This window comes from Ferrovibrio sp. GW821-FHT12D07 (assembly GCF_058807275.1).
Genome location: NZ_JBXAQN010000002.1, coordinates 515,707 through 537,106, shown reverse-complemented (window position 1 = coordinate 537,106; position 21,400 = coordinate 515,707). Strand labels below are relative to the sequence as shown.

Annotated in this window: 18 protein-coding genes; 15 read left to right on the top strand and 3 right to left on the bottom strand. The window is 51.3% G+C overall.

The annotated features are described in order from the left end of the window. Window positions 1-29: 29 nt before the first annotated feature. The 6 genes from phnE (at window position 30) to AC1RRE_RS14395 (ending at window position 5,348) form a co-directional block, all read left to right on the top strand. A complete protein-coding gene (gene phnE, locus AC1RRE_RS14420; RefSeq protein WP_492981883.1) occupies window positions 30-845 on the top strand; it encodes a phosphonate ABC transporter, permease protein PhnE in 816 nt (271 codons plus the stop codon). Window positions 846-1,140: 295 nt separating this feature from the next. Then, window positions 1,141-2,418, top strand: coding sequence for a tyrosine-type recombinase/integrase (locus AC1RRE_RS14415; protein WP_492982941.1), 1,278 nt, complete (start codon window positions 1,141-1,143; stop codon window positions 2,416-2,418). Further along, entirely contained in the window at window positions 2,360-3,016 is a 657-nt protein-coding gene (locus tag AC1RRE_RS14410; protein ID WP_492981882.1) for a hypothetical protein, read from the top strand. The genes AC1RRE_RS14415 and AC1RRE_RS14410 overlap by 59 nt, the downstream gene beginning before the upstream one ends. A 71-nt stretch (window positions 3,017-3,087) precedes the next feature. After that, the gene (locus tag AC1RRE_RS14405; protein WP_492981881.1) at window positions 3,088-3,357 is read left to right on the top strand and encodes a helix-turn-helix transcriptional regulator; all 270 of its coding nucleotides are present in this window, start codon (window positions 3,088-3,090) and stop codon (window positions 3,355-3,357) included. Further along, the gene (locus AC1RRE_RS14400) at window positions 3,350-4,195 is read left to right on the top strand and encodes a hypothetical protein (RefSeq protein WP_492981880.1); all 846 of its coding nucleotides are present in this window, start codon (window positions 3,350-3,352) and stop codon (window positions 4,193-4,195) included. The genes AC1RRE_RS14405 and AC1RRE_RS14400 overlap by 8 nt, the downstream gene beginning before the upstream one ends. Window positions 4,196-4,241: 46 nt before the next feature. Beyond that, window positions 4,242-5,348 carry a hypothetical protein gene (locus AC1RRE_RS14395; protein WP_492981879.1) on the top strand — a complete coding sequence of 369 codons (1,107 nt, stop codon included), beginning with the start codon at window positions 4,242-4,244 and terminating at the stop codon, window positions 5,346-5,348. Window positions 5,349-5,611: 263 nt separating this feature from the next. Here the strand turns inward: AC1RRE_RS14395 and AC1RRE_RS14390 are convergent, their stop codons facing one another. Further along, window positions 5,612-6,271 carry a recombinase family protein gene (locus AC1RRE_RS14390; protein ID WP_492981878.1) on the bottom strand — a complete coding sequence of 220 codons (660 nt, stop codon included), beginning with the start codon at window positions 6,269-6,271 and terminating at the stop codon, window positions 5,612-5,614. Between the two features lie 110 nt (window positions 6,272-6,381). On the opposite strand from AC1RRE_RS14390, the gene AC1RRE_RS14385 reads away from it, so the two are divergent. Together AC1RRE_RS14385 and AC1RRE_RS14380 are read left to right on the top strand one after the other, a co-directional pair. Beyond that, window positions 6,382-11,274, top strand: coding sequence for an NACHT domain-containing protein (locus AC1RRE_RS14385; RefSeq protein ID WP_492981877.1), 4,893 nt, complete (start codon window positions 6,382-6,384; stop codon window positions 11,272-11,274). An 83-nt stretch (window positions 11,275-11,357) separates the two neighbouring features. Continuing rightward, complete coding sequence (locus AC1RRE_RS14380; RefSeq protein WP_492981876.1) at window positions 11,358-12,698, top strand: hypothetical protein; 1,341 nt, start codon at window positions 11,358-11,360, stop codon at window positions 12,696-12,698. Window positions 12,699-12,745: 47 nt separating this feature from the next. Here the strand turns inward: AC1RRE_RS14380 and AC1RRE_RS14375 are convergent, their stop codons facing one another. Next, window positions 12,746-13,537 (bottom strand): pentapeptide repeat-containing protein, encoded by a 792-nt coding sequence (locus AC1RRE_RS14375; RefSeq protein ID WP_492981875.1) that lies wholly within the window; start codon window positions 13,535-13,537, stop codon window positions 12,746-12,748. Between the two features lie 251 nt (window positions 13,538-13,788). Here AC1RRE_RS14375 and AC1RRE_RS14370 point away from each other — a divergent pair, with 251 nt between their 5' ends. Continuing rightward, window positions 13,789-14,814: a hypothetical protein gene (locus AC1RRE_RS14370; RefSeq protein WP_492981874.1), complete on the top strand. Its 1,026-nt coding sequence runs from the start codon at window positions 13,789-13,791 to the stop codon at window positions 14,812-14,814. Next, on the top strand, window positions 14,814-15,182 hold the full coding sequence (locus AC1RRE_RS14365; protein ID WP_492981873.1) for a DUF3768 domain-containing protein: 369 nt from the start codon (window positions 14,814-14,816) through the stop codon (window positions 15,180-15,182). The genes AC1RRE_RS14370 and AC1RRE_RS14365 overlap by 1 nt, the downstream gene beginning before the upstream one ends. Here the strand turns inward: AC1RRE_RS14365 and AC1RRE_RS14360 are convergent. Continuing rightward, on the bottom strand, window positions 15,179-15,529 hold the full coding sequence (locus AC1RRE_RS14360; RefSeq protein ID WP_492981872.1) for a helix-turn-helix transcriptional regulator: 351 nt from the start codon (window positions 15,527-15,529) through the stop codon (window positions 15,179-15,181). The two genes, AC1RRE_RS14365 and AC1RRE_RS14360, sit on opposite strands and share 4 nt — an antisense overlap. Before the next feature lie 160 nt (window positions 15,530-15,689). Between AC1RRE_RS14360 and AC1RRE_RS14355 the strand changes: the two genes are divergently transcribed. The 5 genes from AC1RRE_RS14355 to AC1RRE_RS14335 all read left to right on the top strand — a co-directional run bounded on the left by AC1RRE_RS14355 (window position 15,690) and on the right by AC1RRE_RS14335 (window position 21,279). Continuing rightward, window positions 15,690-17,024 (top strand): DUF2939 domain-containing protein, encoded by a 1,335-nt coding sequence (locus tag AC1RRE_RS14355; protein WP_492981871.1) that lies wholly within the window; start codon window positions 15,690-15,692, stop codon window positions 17,022-17,024. Window positions 17,025-17,064: 40 nt separating this feature from the next. Next, a complete protein-coding gene (locus tag AC1RRE_RS14350) occupies window positions 17,065-18,057 on the top strand; it encodes a dienelactone hydrolase family protein (RefSeq protein ID WP_492981870.1) in 993 nt (330 codons plus the stop codon). 185 nt (window positions 18,058-18,242) lie between these two features. Then, window positions 18,243-18,743 (top strand): TIR domain-containing protein, encoded by a 501-nt coding sequence (locus AC1RRE_RS14345; protein WP_492981869.1) that lies wholly within the window; start codon window positions 18,243-18,245, stop codon window positions 18,741-18,743. A 71-nt stretch (window positions 18,744-18,814) separates the two neighbouring features. Then, entirely contained in the window at window positions 18,815-19,621 is an 807-nt protein-coding gene (locus AC1RRE_RS14340) for a macro domain-containing protein (protein ID WP_492981868.1), read from the top strand. A 527-nt stretch (window positions 19,622-20,148) separates the two neighbouring features. Further along, window positions 20,149-21,279: a hypothetical protein gene (locus AC1RRE_RS14335; protein ID WP_492981867.1), complete on the top strand. Its 1,131-nt coding sequence runs from the start codon at window positions 20,149-20,151 to the stop codon at window positions 21,277-21,279. Window positions 21,280-21,400: the final 121 nt, after the last annotated feature.

The following is a 21,400-nucleotide window of genomic DNA, read 5'->3' as shown; positions in this document are numbered from 1 at the left end:
CCGGTTTTCTTTTCCGCTTGAGGTTTGTCATGGCCATGAACACCGTGCTGTCTGCTCCGATCCATCCGATCCATCCGCCCAGGCAGGGCGCCAAAGCATCGCTGGCCAGGCTAGTGGTCTATGGGCTGATTGCGGCCATGCTGGTCTGGTCCTATCAAGGTGCGGAAATCCGCCCGATGGCCCTGATCAACGACGCTGGCAATATGGCGACCTTCCTCAAGGACTTCTTCCCGCCCGATTTCCACGAGTGGCGCTATTACGTCAGCGAACTGGTGGTGACGCTGCATATTGCCATCTGGGGCACACTACTGGCGATCGTCTTTGCCGTGCCGCTCAGTCTGCTGGCGTCGGCCAATATCTCGCCTTGGTGGGTTCATCAGCCAGTACGCCGCGTGATGGATGCCTTGCGCTCGATCAATGAAATGGTCTTCGCGATGCTGTTCGTTGTCGCTGTCGGCCTCGGTCCTTTCGCGGGCGCACTCGCGCTGTTCGTGCACACCACCGGCGTGCTGGCCAAGCTGTTCTCCGAGGCCGTAGAAGCTATCGATCCGCAGCCGGTTGAAGGCATTCGCGCGACCGGGGCCAATATACTGGAAGAGATCGTCTACGGCGTGATCCCGCAGGTGATGCCGCTCTGGGCGTCCTATTCCCTCTACCGGCTGGAATCCAACGTACGGTCCGCATCGGTGGTCGGCATGGTGGGGGCGGGCGGCATTGGCGTGGTGCTGTGGGAAGTGATCCGCGGCTTCCAGTTCGCCCAGACCTGTGCGGTGATGATCATGATCATCCTGCTGGTCAGCGGCGTCGACATGGTCTCGTCGCGCATCCGCAAAGTATTCATCTGAGATCATACATTCGATCCGGATGGGAGGCCTGCGCAGCGCCACTGGTGCTGTTGATGCCGATCCTCATCCCGGGCCAGGCAAGCTATCGGCCTGCTCAAGCAATTTCAGCTATTTAAAGTGGATATTGGCGGAGAGGGTGGCTCCACATATGCAATCTATAGGTGTTTATGAGTGTCTATGGGTGTATATTAACATATTGAAAAATAACGGTTTAATAGAGATCGCTCTCTAGACCTGTCTAAGGCTAAATGCCAACATCCAACCTCCAGTTGATATTTGGAGTGTGGGTGAGAAAATGAGAATCCCTAAATCCGGCCGCTTGTCCGCGGTTCGGGTCGCAAGCTTGAAAGAGCCTGGCATGTACGCCGATGGCGGCGGCCTTTATCTTCAGATTCTAGGCCGCAGTAAATCGTGGATATTTCGATACAGCATAAATAAACGCTCCAGGGCGATGGGCCTTGGACCAATAGACTTGGTGTCGTTGGCCGAAGCGCGGTTACAGGCGCTGTCATGTCGGCGGCAGATATTCGATGGCATAGATCCCATTGATAGCAGACGCGAAAAGCGACGCGCGGATCGAGCTGAGGAGGAGATTACGCTTAGGTTTTGTGCTGAAAAGTACATAGAGGCGCACAAGCTCGGTTGGAAGAATGAGAAGCACGCTGAGCAATGGTCGGCCACACTGGAACGCTATGTCTTCCCTACACTAGGTAGTACCCCGATAGGGAAGATTACGACATCCAACGTCATGGAGGTTCTAAAACCGCTATGGGAAACGCGCACCGAGACTGCATCAAGAGTTCGAGGTCGCCTAGAAGCAATATTGAGTTGGGCGACAGTCCACAGCTACCGATCTGGTGATAATCCAGCGCGTTGGCGCGGGCATTTGGACAATCTCTTGCCCAAGCGCAGCAAGGTGCAGAAGGTAAAGCATCACCCTGCGCTAGATTATAGGGCTGTCTCTGCATTTTTCCGTGAAGTTAGCTTGATGGACAGCGTTGCCGCACGGGCTCTCCAATTTCTGATCCTCACGGGGGCTCGAACTGGCGAGGTGGTCGCAGCCAAATGGAGTGAATTCGACCTTGCGGATAAAGTTTGGACTGTCCCCGGTGATCGAATGAAAGCTGGACGGGAGCATCGCGTGCCATTAGCACCGCAGGTGCTGACCTTACTCAGGCAATTGAAGGATATGCAGCGATATATACCCTCTTACAAGGGTGTATATGTTTTTCAAAACACTAAAAATGATCGGCATCTCTCGAATATGGCAATGCTGGTCTTGTTGGGACGAATGGGGCGTACCGAGATCACCGTGCATGGGTTCCGCTCTACGTTTAAAGACTGGACATCAGAGCAAACAACATTCAGTCGAGATGTGTCTGAAATGGCCCTTGCTCATACAATAGGTGACAAAGTCGAGGCCGCGTATCGGCGTGGCGATTTGTTCAATAAGAGACATGCCCTGATGCGTGCATGGGCCGACTACGTGACGGGTAAAAAACGAGAGAAGCCAAATGACGAAACCCAAAAAGCAAAAGACATTAGTGTCGATACAGGACGGATTGGCGAATAGTCTCCTGCTACGAGACGTAAAATTCACGCTGACTGAAAAGCACAAAGCGGACATTTTGGGGCAAATCCCATCATTGTCTGTGAGTGATAATTTCTGGACTGATGTTCATGAGGATATTGAAAAGTATTTGAATGCCGTGGCTTTTGCGAAAAGTCACCCATCGACATTGATTGAAGCATGGGGGAGGCAGATTGCTCGCTGCGCTTCAGACGCTGATAAATTTGTAGCTGAGCTGGAATCGATTCCGCCGGTCGCGTTTTCCTTCCGAAGCTCTCGGAAAGAATTGCTTGACCATGCAAAGGCGCTTGCACAGGGCCTCCGGAAGCAATTGCCGGCTGAAGAAGAAGACTTATCGGACCAAGAGTCAGTCGATGAGAAAGAGAAAAGGCGGCCCAAAGAAAATCTTGCGGCCAATTTTGTTAAGCGACTGACAAAGACCTGGGCGACGCACACCAAAAAGAAAATCACGCGATCTCGAAACAAAGGATCGTTCCACGATTTCTGCGCTGTTCTGGTTCGGGTGTGCGAATTGGAAGATTTTCCAGTATCTCGAATCGAGACGGTTCTGAGGTCTATGCTGGTGTCTGGGAAAATTTAGCTGAGACCTTCGGCTAAATTTTCCCAAACAGATTTCGTGACGCCGAGCGAAAGGTCCTGCAGTCTGCGGGTATGGACGATGGAAACGAAAATCACACGGAACCAAAGGAAAAGTTAGGGCTTGCGAAGCGGGCGCTTACGATACGTGAGTTCATCGAGCAATTCGGGATATGTCGCGCGACCTTCTATAACCTAGTGCGCCGCGGCGATATTACGGCGCATCGGGTGCTCGGGCGCACGGTCGTTAAGGTCGAGGAGGCTGAGCGGTGGTTTGCGGGTCTTCCTGAGGTTTCGCACAAAGGGGTGATTGGTAAAAATTTTGACCGGCGAAGGCATGGTTAGTCTCGCCCCCTCCACCGGCATCATCTTCAAGTGCTCTGAAGCACACATACAAATCGCCTGCAGCTATTCCATGCAGCACGATATTAAGTGTGACTTCGATGATTTGATCAGCGAAGGTCAGGGCAACTGGCGGAGTGCGAGAGAATATCAGTCGAGATCAGAGGATTTCAGAAAACAAATCCTAACCACCATTGTTATTGGCACAGCACTTGCGTCGTCCTCAGGGGATTTTGCGCGAAGGCTAGTGGGCGCTATTGCAGAAGGTCCGCGCGGCATATCAATCGGATCAAGGCCATCGGCTTTGGTTGCGCGACGGGTAATGCTTGGGGCGACAAAGCAGGTGATCAAGAACTATGCGGACGCCGCGGACGAAGCGATTGCTCAGAATATTCCGCCTGGTCAGCTAATAAGTCCGACTTATGGTTTGATTGCATTGGCTCAAGCATTTCGCGCTCGACGGGATCAGCGAAGAGACAAGGCTGTCGAAAAATTAAAGGCTTCAGATGTGATATCTGAGGTCAGACCAGATGCGTCTGAGCCCTCTGAACAAGCTGCTCGGCAGGGTGATTCTATGGTCGTCACAGACCAGGGGAGCACAACAGAGATAGGTGTGGAAGAAGGTGAGGTCGCGCAACGCCAAGAAGGCGACTCTCTTTCGATACGAGCGGTGGTGATCACTTTAGATGAAGCAAGCTATCACCAGTTCTTGCAGTGCCATCAAACAGGACGGTCTTTGAATATCACCATTCGACCGACGTCCGGCCGAGGCGGGACGGGGGCACTTGTTCGCATGAATACAGATAAAGGAAACCTGATTCACATACCGGTGCGGCGTTAATGCGCGGGCCGGTTGCTAATTTATAGAGAATCAGGCGGGCAAACCAATGGTTATGCGTTCAGGAAAAATTGGACATTTCGCTGATGACGATAATGTCGATGCAGAGGAGAGGCACCGCAAGGCCGTTCGCGCGGTTGCGCAGCTTATTCCTAACCGTAAGGTCAAATGGCTGATTAACAGTGGAATTTTTGATACGGGAGATTTTAAGAGTGATGGCCTCATCCGTTTGAGGCTTGCCGAGTACAAGCACATCATGAGATCGCCTGACCTTGTAAGGCCATTTCATAAGGATTTGTTGCATGAGTTGACGGTTTGCAGCGTTGCGCGGCCCTGCCGATTATTAGTCAGTCCTATAACGCGACTGCTTCACACCATCGTTGATGCTGAACGGGTCTGGGCATCGTTCAAGGAATTTGAGGGCCGCGTCTTCTTCGAGACGCCACTCATATCTGTCCACTACATCGACAATGATAACGTCATAGACGACATCGAGGCGAGCATTTCTCGGGACCGGAGGTGTCAACGCAACCATTTCAATCATATGAAGAAGAAAAAGAAGTGGTACAGAAGCATCTTGGGGTATGGATTCTATGAATTAAAAATTTACCGCCACGATGAACTCCAGGCGGCTTGGGCTGCATACAACGCGCGCGGAACTAAGCGAACCGTTAAAGGTGAGAAGAAGAGCGGATTACCTAAGCCCAGGGTAATCGAGGCGCTACGCGATCTTGGCTGGGACCCTAATAAAGGCGGGGATGTCGCTGAGCTACATAGACATACTATTTACTTCTTGAAGCGACGAAAGAAGTTCGAGATGCGACAGCAAGAGATTTATGCAACTGCGCATGGATACAATCTTAAAAGATTGCGAAAAACGGGGACGTTTAGGGAGAATCTAGAGGGCTCTATTGCTTACCTATTGAAGGCGTGCCCTCGATATGGACGAGTTTTGCATGGTAGGTCTGAGAATATGTTTCTCAGAGGCGCTGCGTTGAGACTGTTTATGGATTTCCAGGCGTTGGGGTATCAGGGGCTAAAATATCAAGTTGGCCTGCCAAGTGGCGGTAGCGTTGCTTTAAAAAATGCAAAGAAAGTTCTGACCCGAAAAGCGTGGTCAAAACAGAAGTTCTTAGGATGGGCATCTCACAAATAGAAATATATCAAAAGGAGCGATTAGCGCGAAATCGTGCGACCAAAAAGGTCTACTAGTCTTTCTAACTATCACTCAGTCTCTAGCGCTATCATTCAGGGTTATTGAAATTACATTAGAGTATGAATCTAGTGTTTGACTTAAGTTGAGATGGCCATTTTTGCATAGTGCTATTGGTCTCAGCGAAGCTGCTTATAATAGATATATGTATAAAATGGTTTGTAGATAGGCGCGTGAGTTCATCTGGATTAGCGTGAGTATATCGCTCAAATCCGCTCCAAAACCCGCTTTACCTGGATTGCTTGCCATTGCCCACCACGGGCAGTTGGAATACCGCGAGCGTTGAGAGCTTCGGCAATTCCTTTCAGAGTTTTGATCCCAGCTACCTGGATATCAGCAATGACTAGCGCATAGTCTTTGGCTCTGACATTCGCGCGTTCGACCAGCGCGCGAGTACCGAGTCTTGGGTCTACGTAGGCACCTTTAAAGCCGCCGAGCTTTGTGCCTCGTTGTTTCGCCGCCGCCAGGGCCGCCTTGGTGCGCTCGGATATCAATCCGGCTTCAAGCTGGGCGACTGCTGCAAGCTGCTGCAAAATGAAGCGCCCCATAGGGCCAGACACTTCGGGCAGATCGGCGAACACCACTTCAATGTCGCCTGCCAAGATGGTCTCTAAAAAATGAACGTTACGGGCTAGTCTATCGACCTTGGCCACCACCAGGGCGGCCCTGTTAACCTTTGCCTGTTGTAGGGCCTTCGCGAGTTGGGGGCGGTCGGCACGACGGCCGCTCTCGACCTCGGTAAATTCGGCCACCAGATGGTCGCCGGGCTTTAGAATCGCCTGTACGGCCGTTTTCTGGGCTTCTAGGCCCAAACCCGACCGCCCCTGACGGTCAGTCGACACCCGATAGTAAGCTATGGCTTTCATAGGCCATATTCTTGGCCTAATATTACATTTCTGTCAACGACCGTTCACTGTTACGTAAATCGCCAATCACATGCATCGCCGCTCGCTCAATTTCAGCGATAGTGGCAGTAATGGCACGTCACGTGAAAACACCGAATAGGCAAAAATCTATGGCAGGCGGCGATATTGCCCAAGGCGGCTTCGACTTTCAAAATAATGTCGCAGCATATTTTGCGAGCCATATTGTTGCGGCCGCTCCAATAGCTTTTCTCGATCTTCCAGAAACTGCAATTCCAACACGCATTGAGTTGGAGACAACAGCAGCGGTAGATGACGTCCTGTTGTTGACTTCTGAGGGTGGTCTTTGCTTCGTAAATGTAAAGCGAGGTGTAGTCGCTAGCGGAGAATACAAATCGCCTATTGGCTCAGTGATAGACCAATTTACTCGGCAATTTTTGCTTAACGAGAATCCTACTGGAAAATCAGTATGGAGTAGAAAACTTCAACAAAATTCTGACCGCTTAGTTCTCATTTCCAGCGGCGCAAGAAGTGCGAAATTCTGCACTGCAGCCTCTAAAGTGTTGGCGCGGGTTCGCGCTTCCAAAATCGTGAGCACTCAGTCTGGCCTCACAATTGAAGAAAAATCAGCATATGAAAGTATCATATCGCTTCTTCGTGAAGCCTGGTTTCGTCACGCAGGCGAAGCGCCAAGTGACCAGAATGTCTTATCAATTATAAATCTTATTAGAATTCAACACATAGACTTTGACATCGACGATAGTCCGCGAAGCCTAATCAATCGCGAACTAGAAAATCCACAGGAGTCTGGAAATGCATGGACACACCTCCAGACCCTAGTGAAAGAACTCTCCATTCAAAGAAATGGAATCGATGCTCCGGGTATAAGAAGCGCCCTCCAGGCAAAAGGCATTAAACTAAAAGCGCATCCACTATTTGTCGCTGACCTCGAAACGCTTAAGAGCCACACGACTCGAACACTTAACGATCTCCAGCACTATTCCGAACTACTCATTCCTGGGACCGAAAAAGAAAATCGCTACGTAATTCAGCGCCGGTCTACTCACGATGTAGCCGATGCTGCTGCGAAAGATTCATTCCTACTTATTGGTCCGCCAGGCGGCGGAAAGTCTGGTGCCCTCTATGGCGCAGCAAAGACGCTAAGCAAAACTCAACCCGTTGTCGTCCTAGCGGTAGACCAACACCAAGTGGCGACAACCGATGAGATATCCAAAAGCATTGGCCTTCATAATTCGCTCGTAGACGTTCTGAAGAACTGGCCAGACGCCAACCCTGGAATCTTATTCATCGATTCTCTTGACGCGTCCCGAGGTGGGCCTGCAGATAAAGCGTTCCAGCTTCTAATTCGCCGAATATTTCAAGAAGCGCCAAACTGGCACGTGGTCGCAAGCATACGAAGCTTCGATCTGAAATTTGGAGTTATGTACAGAGAACTGTTTCGTGGCGGCGTATCGGACTATTCCGGTTACTCCGATCCGGAATTTCGGGGCGTGAAGCACCTATCAATACCGCCGCTTGACGAAGAAGAACTGGCACTCGTTTGGAAAGAATCGCCGAAGATGGCCGCAGCCTTCCTCGGTGCGTCCACGCAAGTCCAGAAGCTCCTTAAACAACCTTTCAATTTGTATCTTCTGGGCAGCATTCTCCTCGCCGGTGACGGATCGGAGAGCCTTTCGGGGATTGAGACACAAACGGACTTGCTGGGCCTATATTGGTCATATCGGGTAATCGGCAGCGACAATAAATGGCTCTCGAGAGAAGCGCAGCTGTCGAAGCTCGCAAACTCAATGATCTCGCAGCAATCACTTGCTGTGAGCCATCAGGAACTGAATTTGGATGCTGATTCTGTCTATATGCTTCAGACAGAGGGAGTTCTTAAGCCTGATGGCGTCGGAGACATGGCACGAGGAATAGCGTTCAGCCATCACGTGCTGTTCGACTATACAGTTGCAAGATTGGTATTCGCCGGCGGGAAGTCACAAGAACTCGCTTCGCGTTTATCTAAGTCGCACGACAGCGCCTTAATGCTAGCTCCTGCCGCCATCATGGCGCTGCGAATGCTTTGGCAAGACGGAAGCCATGATGGGCGGAAAGAATTTTGGGAAAAATCATTTCAAATCACGTCGAAGGCGGAGATTGGCTCATTCTGCAAAATGTTACCTGGCCGTATTGCGGCTGAATTGGTAGCGAAGGTTTCAGATTATCAAATCGCATTATCTGCATTATCAGATGAAGCTGGGCGGCATCATGAAGAAGCAATATTCGCGAACCGCCACTGTTTAGGCGCACTCGCCGTCGGAATTGTACCTGAGCACCGTCTCGTCGGCGCCGGCGCTGCGGAATGGACAGACATTCTAGTCCGCCTCGCAGCCATGAGTAGCGACTCCGTTGTATTCAGCATAAAGCCGATCACGGCGCGACTAACGGCACTTCAGGACGCGTTGTCTGAGCACCAAAAAAGAAACTTGTCCACCGTTGGATGCCGTCTTTTGCACCGATTTGTGGAGCGACAGTACAAGGATGAAGGCGTCTTAGCCGTTTCTATTGCGGCAATTGCGCGGAACGCAGAATACGCTCCAGAAGAGTCATCATCTGCATTGCGGCGGCTGCTAACCGAACAGAATATGTCCCACTGGGAGCATCAGTCACTATTCACACTATCTCAGGAAATCGATGCCCTTGCCGCGAGAATACCTGACTTCGTAGTCGATCTTTACTCGATTGTCTTTGGGACGCCTCTTCCATCCAGAGACGAAGCTCGAAGCATGAGCGGCAGTAAGATACTCAACCTTATCACGAATAAACGGCAAGACCGAGAATTGGTCCAGCATAACCTAGCAGAGCGGTTCAAGAGGTTCTTTAATTCTTCGCCAACTTTCGCGACCAAAGCACTGTTGAAAGTGATCGATCACCTGACGGAATCGCGGAATCAAGACCAAGAACTGCAGGAAATCACATTCTTACGAAGCACAGCAAAGTATCGCCGCGACTACAGTAGTTTATGGGTTAAGCGCAGTAGTGCCTACGGCTACGAGATACTCGACGGATTTCGCTCAGGCATGATCGAACTGATTGATGCCTCGGGAATGGATAAGTTCAACGAAATACTACAAGTCGTGGCCAATGAGAATGAAACAGCCGGTGTATGGGCGGCCCTCCTCCGAGTGGGTGCTGCACGACCTGAGGCTACGAGTGCCCTGCTGTCGCTGCTTTATGCACGTCCGGTTTTGTCAGGCATAGATACACGTCAACCAGCTGGAGAGTACATCTCTTCTGTATTCGGCAGATTAGCTGCGGAACAACGCGAGAAAATTGAAACTGCCATACTTGAATGTCCGCAAGGAGACCAGCGCGTATTACTGAACTGCATTCCAGAAGGCGTGAAGTTAGGCGAACAGGCAAAACTCACGCGTGATGAATTAAAGATCGCGGGGAAGCTCAGCCCAAACAGGCCCCCCATTGATATTGAGGTGGGTTGGTCTAAAGGCGATGAAGATTGGTGGTTGCGAGAAGGCAAGGTGGATCTCGAGCAACCGGAGAATATGAGGATCAATGCGGCGATAAAGGAATTGAAGAATTTCTCTCTGCCGGAAACAGAGGCGGATAAACGCAGTGCATATCTCAAAATATGGCCGCAGATAATCCAGCTCAATATGTTGCTGGCTGTCGACGAAGTACCATCAAGGCTGAAGGAGCAGGGTAAAGATGCAGTAGTTGAAATATGCGGGAATATCGCCCTCTGCTGCACTTCAGCCGAAGAGTTGGCACAATTTAATTCGTTGCGCGAAATTGTCGTTGAAGTTCTGCAAAGCCCCGATTGGAGAAATATTGGTCAGGACGGAGACCTCCGCGGTGTTCCCAGTTGGTCAAGACCGGCACCACGAATCGAAGCAGCCGAAGCAATAGTCGGTGTAGCTAAGGCAATGGGTAAGCCGGACGAGCAGCTGAGACAGATTATTCGCGAATTGAGCCGCGATCCGTCAGCGAAAGTAAGATTCCAAATATACGCTCGCGTGAACATGCTGTTTGACGCAGATCCAGAGTTTATGCGGGAGCTTTGTGAATACTGCTTTGAGAATGAGGAGCAGCAAGGCGTCCTTCGTTTCTTCTTGAATGCTTTTAGCCGCTTAATTGAGCTTTGGCCCGACTGGGCCACGAAAATGATTGTGCCGATTAGTAGGCGCCCCGTTGAACCCCGAGACAACGACCGCGATGAGTTAGTCGAACCGCTCACGTATATGCTGATGCGGCTCTGGCTTCGTCATGAACAGCTTGATGCGAAAAAGGCGATATTCGACTGGATAAACAATCCCGTAGTAAGAGCCGACGAATTAACAGCCCTCCTACATCAAGCCAGGGGGGCGATGACTCAAGGAGATTCAAATCCATTTGACGTGAAGGTGAGGAACTCAACCCACGAGGTATTGCTCTCGATCATTAATATATGTGCGCCGCGTTTTTGCGAACTCTACAAGCGTACTGATTTAAAAGAAACAGAGCGAAAGGAAGCAGAAGCACTACTTCGGGTATTGGATGTTGCCGCTACGGAGCTTTATTTCGGAAGCGGAGCATATGGTGAGAAGAATTCTCGCGATGCTAATGAGGGGCTGTCATTTATAAAGCGGCGTCGCTTTCTCAGCGAGTTTGAGGATGTTCTGACCGCGCTTTCAACAGTTCCGTATCCTTCGGTAACCCATCACCTTCTTGAAGTAATTGAATCATATATATCAGTTGATCCTGAACTATCGTTTGCTTTGTTTATCGGAATTCTCGGAATCGGCACCCAGGGTGGATACCAATTTGAATCGCTGGGAGCAGACCTAGCTGTAAAGCTAATCAAGCGATTCATCGCCGATCACAGATCAATCCTGACTGCCAGCGAATTGAACAGAGCGCATTTGATTAAGGTGCTCGACTCCTTTGTTGAGGTGGGTTGGCCCGATGCAAGTCGGCTAGTTTATGAACTGCCAGAGATGCTTCGGTGATGCCGGTACCGATAGAGTTTCGGCAACGAATCTCTGAGCTATCAGATAGGTACGAACATGCGCTGACGGCTTTAGAAGTAAGAGTGGCTGCTAAAGATGGAAAATCTGCTGCAGAACTCGAAGGAAAGGGCCGAGCCTTTGCTATTGAGGCACATGCACGTGTTTATGTGATTGACCCAATACTTCGAGAACTCGGTTGGCAGATCGATACTCCAGAAAGCATGTTGATTGAGGATGGAGTGGAACCCACGCCCGATGAGAAAGATGGCCATCGCAGGTTCCTTGACTACCATGGACGCGATCTAGAGGGCATAAGTCTGGCGATAGTCGAAGCAAAGCGTCCTGGATATTCGATGCCGACGCCGCAAGACGGTACTGTTGCTCTTTATGTGGCTACGGCATTAAACAATATCTGCAAGGGAGATCCTTCTGGCCTGACTGGCTTATGGGACGAATGGCTCCGCACCCTTAAAAATTATGTCGAGCGAGTAAAAGCGGAAAATCATGCTCCGCCGAAAGTGGTGGCGATAACAAATGGCGATTGGTATTTGATATTCACGGATACTGAAGCTGCATTTATCGAGGGAAGATGTAACCCCAACAGCGTTGCTTCGTTCAGCAACTTGAATGATGTCCACGACAAGTACGAAGAATTTTTTGGACTACTCTCGTATTCATATCTTTCGGGACATGTACCGCCCCAAACACCCGGAGCAGTTTCTAACTTCATAGAAGCTGGGACTCGTGTGCCATGCGTTCGGGCACTTGAGATTTGCTACAATGCATTCGGCGAGCGTCAGCCTATATTATCGGCGCGTCCTACAGCATGGATACGAGCCAAAAGCGGTGGGTGGATACTTTTCCGAAGGAAGGAAGAGTTTATTCAGCTATACAGCAAAGAAGGTAGCGCCGAACAAACCTTGGCCGAGCTAACTCAGAAATCCGATCAGCTGATAGCCGAACTCACGGCAGAATGTGATCTTGAGATACTAGACACGTCTTCATTTGAAAAACTTTCAGCAAACGATCCATTTTTAGGCATGAAATGGAAAATTCATGGCTCCAACTTAAGTTTCCAAAGCACCGAGCGGAAGGAAACAGGCGAGTTCTACATCGTTGCAACTGGCACAGACGCTGTCCTACAGGTCACGGATAGCGGCTATGAATCGTGTCGCTTCCATAACGCGGGCAGTTGTGTAGCGGCTGGCCATGGGACAGCAAACATTTTTGCACCAACTACTGAGCCCAGGGCCTTCTACCCGTCAGCAAATTCAGCTCATTGCGCACATGCGATAGTTCACGAAAAGCGGAAGGGCAAATGTCTACTTGAGCCGATAGACAAGTTTCTCTGCTGCCAGAAGTGCACTCTAAAACAGCAATGCTGGGGCAAGTCCCTTCAACAATTTCCTTGTCGTGTGGACTAGTGAGGTAATTGATGACACGTCAATCTTCCAACGCTGTGTTTTGCACCCTATTGGAATTCGCGGCTCAAACCTCTCAAGCCTCTTTTCTGACTTTCTGTCAGCTCGCAGGAAAATAGATTCGCATTTATTGCAATGGTCTCATGGAACAGTGTCCCATCGAAATTGCTTTCAGCAAGATGTGAATCTGTTAGATCCGCGAAACGCATATCTGAGTTATAAAAGTGTGCGCTGCCGATGGCACCGCGAAGGTCAGCGGAGCGGAGGTCTGCGTTAGTAAAATCGGCGTCTCCTATCGAGACATTCGTACGCAGCTTCACCAGGATCGCGTGATTTAAGCGGGCACCACCTAATCCTTCGCCGGCATACCAGGGAAAGTCTTCACTAGCGAACTGCGGCGACATACCAATTTGGGAATCGACGATCTTGGTATTTGTTAGGTTAGCGCGTATGAGATTGGTGCAGCGCAAGTCGCAGTCGAGCAGCCAGGCATCCGATAGATCACAGCCCGTCATGTGAGCCCTGAAGAACCGTGTCTCAGTCGCCCTTATGCCCTGCATATTGGCATCAGCGAAATTGGCGCAGCGCAGCTCCCAGCGGCCGAACTGTAACCCGCTCAGGTCACACCCGCCCAAATTGGCCTGTACCCCGCCAGGCTGCTTGCGATGCCACTGAGCATGGCGGGCCGCAATCGCGTCCAATTCGGCCTGCTTGATCCTTCGTGGTGTTACTGAGGTTGCTGGAGCGCAGTGAGGGGTGGCAAGGGCAGCCAGGGACACGGTGCCGATAAACAGGCTGCGACGGGTCGGTGAAAGTCGGGTGGTTGGCGGGGTGATTTTCATAAGGCCTCTTTGGTGGGCAAAAACGACGATATTTCACTAAAAATAATAGTGAAATTGTGAAAAAACAAGTAATATCAAATACTTGCGGTATTTTTCAAGGTTTGCTAAAGTAGCGGTCTAGGCAGATTCGGCTACACCCTCCTTTTCGCATTTGCCCACGCGCCACCCTGCCGCGCCCATTTTGGCCAAGTGATCGCCGCCGATCTGGCGGCCTTTGCCCTACCCGTTCTTTTTCTTGATTGAGGAAATCCATGCGTCGATCCAATCGACCGGCGCGTGTCGTCTCTGTTTGCCTGCTCGGCAAGAAGGCGACCGCGCCCGGTATGAACTTTGCCCGCGCCGATCTGCTGACGGCGGTGGTCCAAACCCTTGCTCAGATGAAATGGGCTCCTGTTGATGCTGTGATTTTCCCGGGAGGTTACTTCAGGTCGAAAGCCTTTATTGGGCATCGTGACCATCAAGACCGTTGTCGTGCCTTACTGCAGGAGAGTTTTGCAGCGTCGGTTTGCGCGGCATCGAGGCTCCTCAACCGGCAGACCCTTGGGGCGGTCCTGGCTTTCGGCTGCGATTCAGCGCCACCCAATGCCAAGGAAAAAGGCGATCAGAGTTGTGTTGCATTCAGCCGGGGAAAGATTGTCGGGCTGGCCCGAAAGATTTTCCCCACCGCAGGCGACACAACTGGCAACGACCTCCCCATCGTGCCTGCGGCCTCCGATTACGGGTCAAGCTATCGCTTTGTCACTTTACCTAATGGCAGCACGGCCATGTTGGCAGCTTGCTACGACCTGTTCGGCCTGACGGAAGATCCGAAAGTTCCTGGGCGGCGCGCTCAGCATGTTCGATGGCTATGGGCCGATGGGAATTACCATGGCGATGCCGGTCGCATCACCGCACTGCGGAATGACTGTATGGCTGAATGGCACACGTCACTGAATGCCAGGCAACCTGATCTGGCACTTTGCGCGATCCACTTATTCAAGCGGCCTGGTCTTGACGGTTTCTGGCAGCGGCACGGCATTGCCTCCGCTTCGGCAGTTCTAGGCGGAGGAATCGCGGTTGGGGCCAGTCACTTCGATACCTGGTTGCCAAATGCCGAACAGTCAACGTTGGCATCCGTCGGTGTGCCATCGAAGCATCTAAAAGCAGGCATCGCCCGCAAGGCACACAGACTTGCCCCGCTGGATGCATTCGAGATTGAGGACGATGGCGAGGTTGTGGCCTTGGTGCGGCTGTTTGAGGCGACACCGACAGGAGCAGCTAATCGGAGGAGGAAATAATGGCGGACAATGGAGCGCAAACATTGGCAAACGACAACACGGGCGCGAGTATCCGAAGAATCCAAAATCTAAATGATCACTTTCGGCGCACGATGCTTGGTGGCCGATATGTCCTGACAATCGGGGTTCGGTCGCTTAGTCAGGCGGACCTGACTGCAGTACTCCATAAAATTAGAGCTTATGAGTCATTCGATACTGCCTGCGATCCGCACGGTGAGCATGATTTCGGAAGCATCGAGCAGAATGGCCGGAGAATATTCTGGAAGATCGACTGCTATGACAAGGCGCTGGAATATTACTCGCCCGACCCAACGGACCCTAACGTCACGTCGCGGATACTAACCGTCATGCTGGCCAGTGAGTATTAGCGTTTCTTCAGAGTTGCTAGAATCTCAGCGACTTCGTCCAAGGTTGCCGGTTTTCCGGAATTGAGCAGCGCGCGGAAGCGACCCATTGCACTCTCCTTGCGCTCCTCTTCTGATGACAGCCTCTTCCGGGGAATCCAATCAAACAGCTCAACAAAATCCACGCCCAACGCAACGGCCAATCTCTGTGCGGCGACTAGCTTCGTCCCAGAGATACCACGTTCAATTGCAGAAATTTGGTGCGGGCTCAGATCAACCTTGGGAGCTAACTCTTCTTGAGTTAGGCCGCGGTTCTCTCGCAGGACTTTGATGCGAGCTCCGAAGCGTCGTTTGAATTCTTTGTCATTCATCGGTCGCAATATCTCAGTGCGGCATTGCGACCTCCACGGGATGAAATGCTGAAAAACCGCCTTGTTTTGCTATATATTCATAATATTATTATGAGTAACGAGCGAAAAGAGTGCCAAAACTCAGCGTAAAAGTCCGAATCGGAAGATTATGGGGGAATAAATGCGTAAGTGGCTTATCGCCGCGGTAGTGGCGGCTGGCTTGGGAGCGGGAGGTGCATATACGTGGTACTCGCCGGTCCTAACACTCAGGAAGCTTCAAACAGCCCTACAGCAGAGCGATGCCCTGACCCTAGATGTGTTGGTTGACTGGCCACACGTACGTGACAGCCTGCGTGAGGACATCAAAGCGCTCATGCAGCAAGAGATGAAGACCGCAAAAGGCCAAGGCGGCCTAGATGCGCCCAACGGTCTGCTGGGCGGCGGCGTCATCAATACAGCCATTGGCCAGCTAATCGACGAGCGGGTGACTCCCCAGGGCGCCATCAGCCTCTACAAGCACGCCGAAGGGCCTGACCTAGCGCCAGAGGGCCGCTATATCGACGCCAGCCATTACGGCGTGGTGTTCGGCGGCGCAGACGTCGGAGCGACACTCACCTTGGTGCTGCAGCGGGACGGTTTGGGCTGGCAAGTGCGCCGAGCCCGGATCCAGCAGATCCCGCTAGGCGAGGTTTTGGTAGAGCCTAAGCCAGATGCCAAAGGCAAGGTCGCCTGGCGTATCTCGACCAAGGCGGGCGAGGTAACGGTTACCGATCAAGACCCAGCGTGCGACGACGCCATCTGCCCAAAGGTGGCGAAGGTTGGTCAGACCAAGCTCTTTGAAGAAGACCACATTACTCCGATTTTGGCCGTGCCTTCGCTGGCCAAGCTCGAGATTGTCATCTTCAGCAGTGAGTGTGCAGGCAGTTCTTGCGTCGACTCTCTCTCATTGGTGGACGTGACCAAGACACCGCCGCTGTACTTGGGTAGCTTAGGTCGGGGGGAAGCGTCTGATATCAAGCGAGGCGGCAAGGGCATCATCGCATTTTCAGGCACAGTCTGGGGTGAGACCCCCCAGGACGAGCTCTTGCCGGTCACGACCAAGTATGAACGCGCCAGGGGACTGCTCTATGTCGTTGGCAAAGACGCCCCTGATTTGGGCCAGGTGCTCGGTAGTGGACCGCTAGCCATTCAATCGACCGACATCTGGCCTCGCGTCGCAAAGCTGGTCGATTACAAGATCCAGCCAATTAATGACCGCCTGGCCTATGGACCGAAGACCACCATCGTCAATCGGCGCTTCCTGGTAGTGTCGGGCACCAAGTCACCCCAACCAACAGATGGCGATGCCGCCATCGTTGTCACAGACCTGGCCGATATGAGCGTTTGGGTCGCTTGGGTCGTGGACGGCAAGACCGTCACCATTCGGCAAAGCCGTAACATCGGCAGTGGGCCGGGTTCGCCCAAGCCGGTGCTCAATGATTGGCTTGCCCAGTGGGGCAAAAAGCTCCGCGACTAACGATCACACCCCAAACTAACCTCAAACTACGAGATATCCTATGCAGCTCGTCTATCGCGCGCTCGTCACTATCATCGTGCTCGGCTATTTGGCGTCACCTGCCTGGGCTCAAGAGCCCCTACAGAGTTTTAATGCTGGCCAAACCGGCAAGGTGACCTTTCTGGCCAAGACCCCCAAGAGCTACTACGGCCTCGCACGCGGGCAGGTTACGCCAGAGCCAGTCATGGGCGAACTGGTGCTTCCAAGTGCTGAGGGCAGGGTGCCGGCCATTGTCATGTCTCATGGCAGCAGTGGCTTTTCAGATAAAGACCAGGATTGGGCCAAGCTGTTTCGAGACCAGGGCTGGGCCACGTTCATGGTCGATAGCTTCGCCACCCGTGGCATCACGGCAACTCAGACCAACCAAAGCCAGTTGAGTTATGCAGTCGGCGTCGCAGATGCTCTATCAGCGCTTGAGGTCTTAAGTACCCACCCCCGTATCGACCCCAAGCGTATTGCGATCATCGGGTTCTCACGGGGCGGTTCTGCCGCGCTCTACACGGTGCATGAGGCCTTCCGACGCGGCGTCATTAAGTCTGATCTCAAATTCGCGGCCCATGTCGCTGTCTACCCGGGCTGTCTAGCTATGGGTGATAAGCAGACAGGGGCACCGGTGAGGATATACATGGGCGACAAAGACGACTACCAGACGCCAGGGACCTGTGACCGCTTCACGAAGCGCCTCGTGGCCCAAGGCACGGATGCCAAGCTGACCATCTATAAAGATGCCAAGCATGGCTTTGATGACACCTCATACCGCCACACTAGCAATGCCAAGGCAGAGCAGTGGGGCGCTTGTGGTCATATGTACTTCTTTGAGAAGAACACTTTCTGGCGGCCTGATACGGGCGAAACCCGACCGGTATCTGAAATCGCCGCCTTTGAAGCAAACTGTAAGCGACTGGGCGCTTCGTTCGGCCGCAACGCCGAGGCGAGGGCAGCTGTGCGCGATGACGCTGTTGCCTTCCTAATGGCGGCTTTCAAAACGCCTTGAGCTGTCGCATGGCGGGGATTGCGCCGTACAAAGATTTACTCCTTTATGCGGCAAAACGTCCAAACTCTCGCCGGTTCAATATGACGTTCTGATCGAACCTTCTAAGTGACGTGAATCTGCGATTTTCGCTTGCGGTAATGACGAGGTGAATCTCTTATGGCCTCAGGGTTACTTGGGGATAAGGCATGGCATACAAAAACAAGACATATACGTGCTTCGATGGCGATGAAGATATGGATTACTATCGCTTGATGACGGCGTGGTCAGAGAACGAGAAATTTTCCTTCAAGTTTTACAATGCTCATGATCTCAACACCGCTCGTGACACAAGCGACGTCGAAAGTATCAAGAAGCAGCTTAGAGAGCGCTTTGCAAATTCAAAGCTATTCATGGTTTTGATCGGAAAAAATACAGCGCGACTTACGAAGTTTGTGAAGTGGGAGATGGAAGTCGCACTGAAGCTCGATCTCCCAATTATCGCAGTCAACTTAAATGGAGAGCGCGTGAAGGACGCACTGTGCCCGCCAACGATTCGAGATGAGCTAGCCGTGTTCGTTCCGTTTGGTGCCAAGATCATCGAATATGCGATGCTGAACTGGCCAGATTCTCATGCCAAATATCGGTCTGAAGGCAAAACGGGCTGGTACAAATATTCTGATACTACCTACGAGCAGTTGGGCTTGTGATGCGACACTTTCTTAGGTCAGTTTGCACCTGGGCATTTTGGCGGTACGCGATTTTCTCAACCGAAGCGGCGATGAGATTCTTCGCAACCGTGGGCGTAATTTGGCTTTTTATTGAGCTATTGGAGTTTTTCAGTATCTACACAAAAGACCAATACAGCGCATTCGCTTTCCCGATCATCCTTGTTGTTTCGGCAATTTACGTGCTGGTCACAAGAAGGCCGGTCTCAAGGGTAAATTATAAGCCGCCGAAACGTGATTTTAGCTTTGAGGTGCGCATAGGAGATTTACTCGATACGGACGGTGAAATCGTTATAAGTACGAACACTACTTTCGATACCGATGTATCCAGTGGGCTAATCGCTCCCAACAGTTTGCAAGGTCAGTTCCTTCTAAGGTATTTGCAGGGAAATTCACTGGAGCTCGATAGGCAGATCAATGATTCTCTGGTCGGTGAAACTAGCTCCATAGACAACTCAAAGAAGGGTAAGAAGGCGGTCTATAAGATTGGGACTGTCGCGCGCGTCAAAACGCATGGAAAGAATTTTTATTTTCTCGCTATGTCAGAAATGAATGAATTCGGAAATGCGAGTTCGACCCTGCGAATGGTTGACGAGGCATTAGATGCGCTGTGGCAGTTTGTGGCGTCGAGAGGCGAATTGGGAGAAATAGTCATTCCCGTGCTTGGCACTGGTCGCGGACGAGTTAATTTGTCGAGGAAGAAGATGATTGAGCGTATTGCCCAGTCATTTGCCGATGCTTCTTCTGAGAAGATTTTCGCTAGCAAGCTCACTATTGTAATTCATCCAGAAGACGCCATACGGCACAGCGTGAATCTATTCGAAATTCGCGATTACTTAGGCCAAAGCCTTCACATCTAATTTTGGACTGAGTGCTGGCCAGAGAGCTCGGCGTCTCCCTACGACCGCGTAAATCTGCGTACGTTTTTTCCGTATAGAATCCGTATGGACCCCAAATCTTGGACGTAGAATAGAATAAAGTTATTGATTGATTTGGAGCGGGTGAGGGGAATCGAACCCCCGTCGTAAGCTTGGGAACGATATGTAGGATGCTGAAAGGCATTCTATTTCCGTGTCCAAAATGGTCCGACCGCCAGCCACCGTCCGGAATGCAGTGGTAGGGCTGAGTAAAGGAAGCATGCGATTGTATGCCCTTATTGTTGACCCGAGGCTTTAACCTGAGGCGTCCAGCCACTCTCGGATGTCGGTATTTATGCAACGGCCTGGTGGAGTGTGGTGCTAGGTCAAGTCAGCACGCGAGGCTGTGCGCGCAGCAACAACAAACTTCGTCAAACCACATTTTCCGGAAATCAAACACTTTGATAGGGCAATCTAATATTGATAACTCAGTTAAAGGCATCATCACTAAGTACAGGCTATCTACGCGAATGTTTAATCAACCATCTATCCTGCAAAAAACGATTGATAAAGGGAAAGGGTTGCGACTTCATAAGATACAATCATTTCTTGCTGCAGCGTCAGATCGGGATAAAGAAGAATTTATTCGAGCCTTTTTACAGGTCGATAGAGCTGTAGAACCTTACCTACAAGTCAGTGAGCGCATTGTTGTAATACCCGACAATAATGTTCTTCAGGATATAGTGCGGGAGGCTTCTGATCCGGCACGCTGCAGTAGGTTACATGCGCTCATCGCTTATCTTCACTATTTAGATGATTATGCGTGCTGCGATATGTTTTGTGCGGTAACGCCTGCAATTGTATTCGAGCTAAATGGAAGAAAGACCATATCCACTCCTTCCGAAGCAGAAAATATTATTGAGAATCTACAGAATCTGCTTGCTCGGATCGGTGTGGCGACTTGGTTTATGGGATTTGGTCAGCCCAGCCATTTGGCTGCCATTACGAATAACATAGAGCATGACGAGCAGCAGATAATTTCGGCTCTTCGCACGATCAATTCTATGGACTGGAGAAGAAATTTCAGAGCGGAGGGTGGGGGAACCCTTATCCCATTTGCGATGGCTGCGAGAGAGCTTCCAGAAATAAAGTGTAAGTATTTTCATCGCTGGTATGTCGAAATGATCTTGGCGAAAAAAATTGAAGCGCTAATGCATATTCAAAATACCCAGGATCAAAGAGCGCGCCGCATGATGGTGTTCCAAAGATCGGCGTGGACTCGGCTAATTAAGATTAAGTCAGATAGATATAAGCGTCCTCGTTTGACCGGATTAGGGGATATAGAGATACTTAGCTATGCTGATCTCAGCACTCAAACGCTGACTAACTCCCCGCAGATAACTGGCGCGTTGAGTTTTGACCAGAATCTCCTGGAGTCTTTGGCTGAGAGACGGGAGATCCACGCAGGGCTACATTTCGAGAGTGGTGTAGACGATCCGGCCGATCTGGGGCCATTGCTTTCATACAATTTTGAGCATCGCGATAGGCGTTCTCGGCACGCGCGGCACCGCGCAATAGTTCGGAACCGGAAGCTGCGGCGATTTATGGAGAAGGTTCTGCGACCGTACTTTCCGGATCGACGCAAAGAGCCCGCTGAATAGCTTTTTTACAACTCGATAGAGTCTTCGCGGCTCTACCAATTGTTGTCATTCTGAATTGAGAGGGCTGATAGAACCAAGGGGCCCCGCGCAAATCACTAACACCACTTTCCGAAGGTCGACA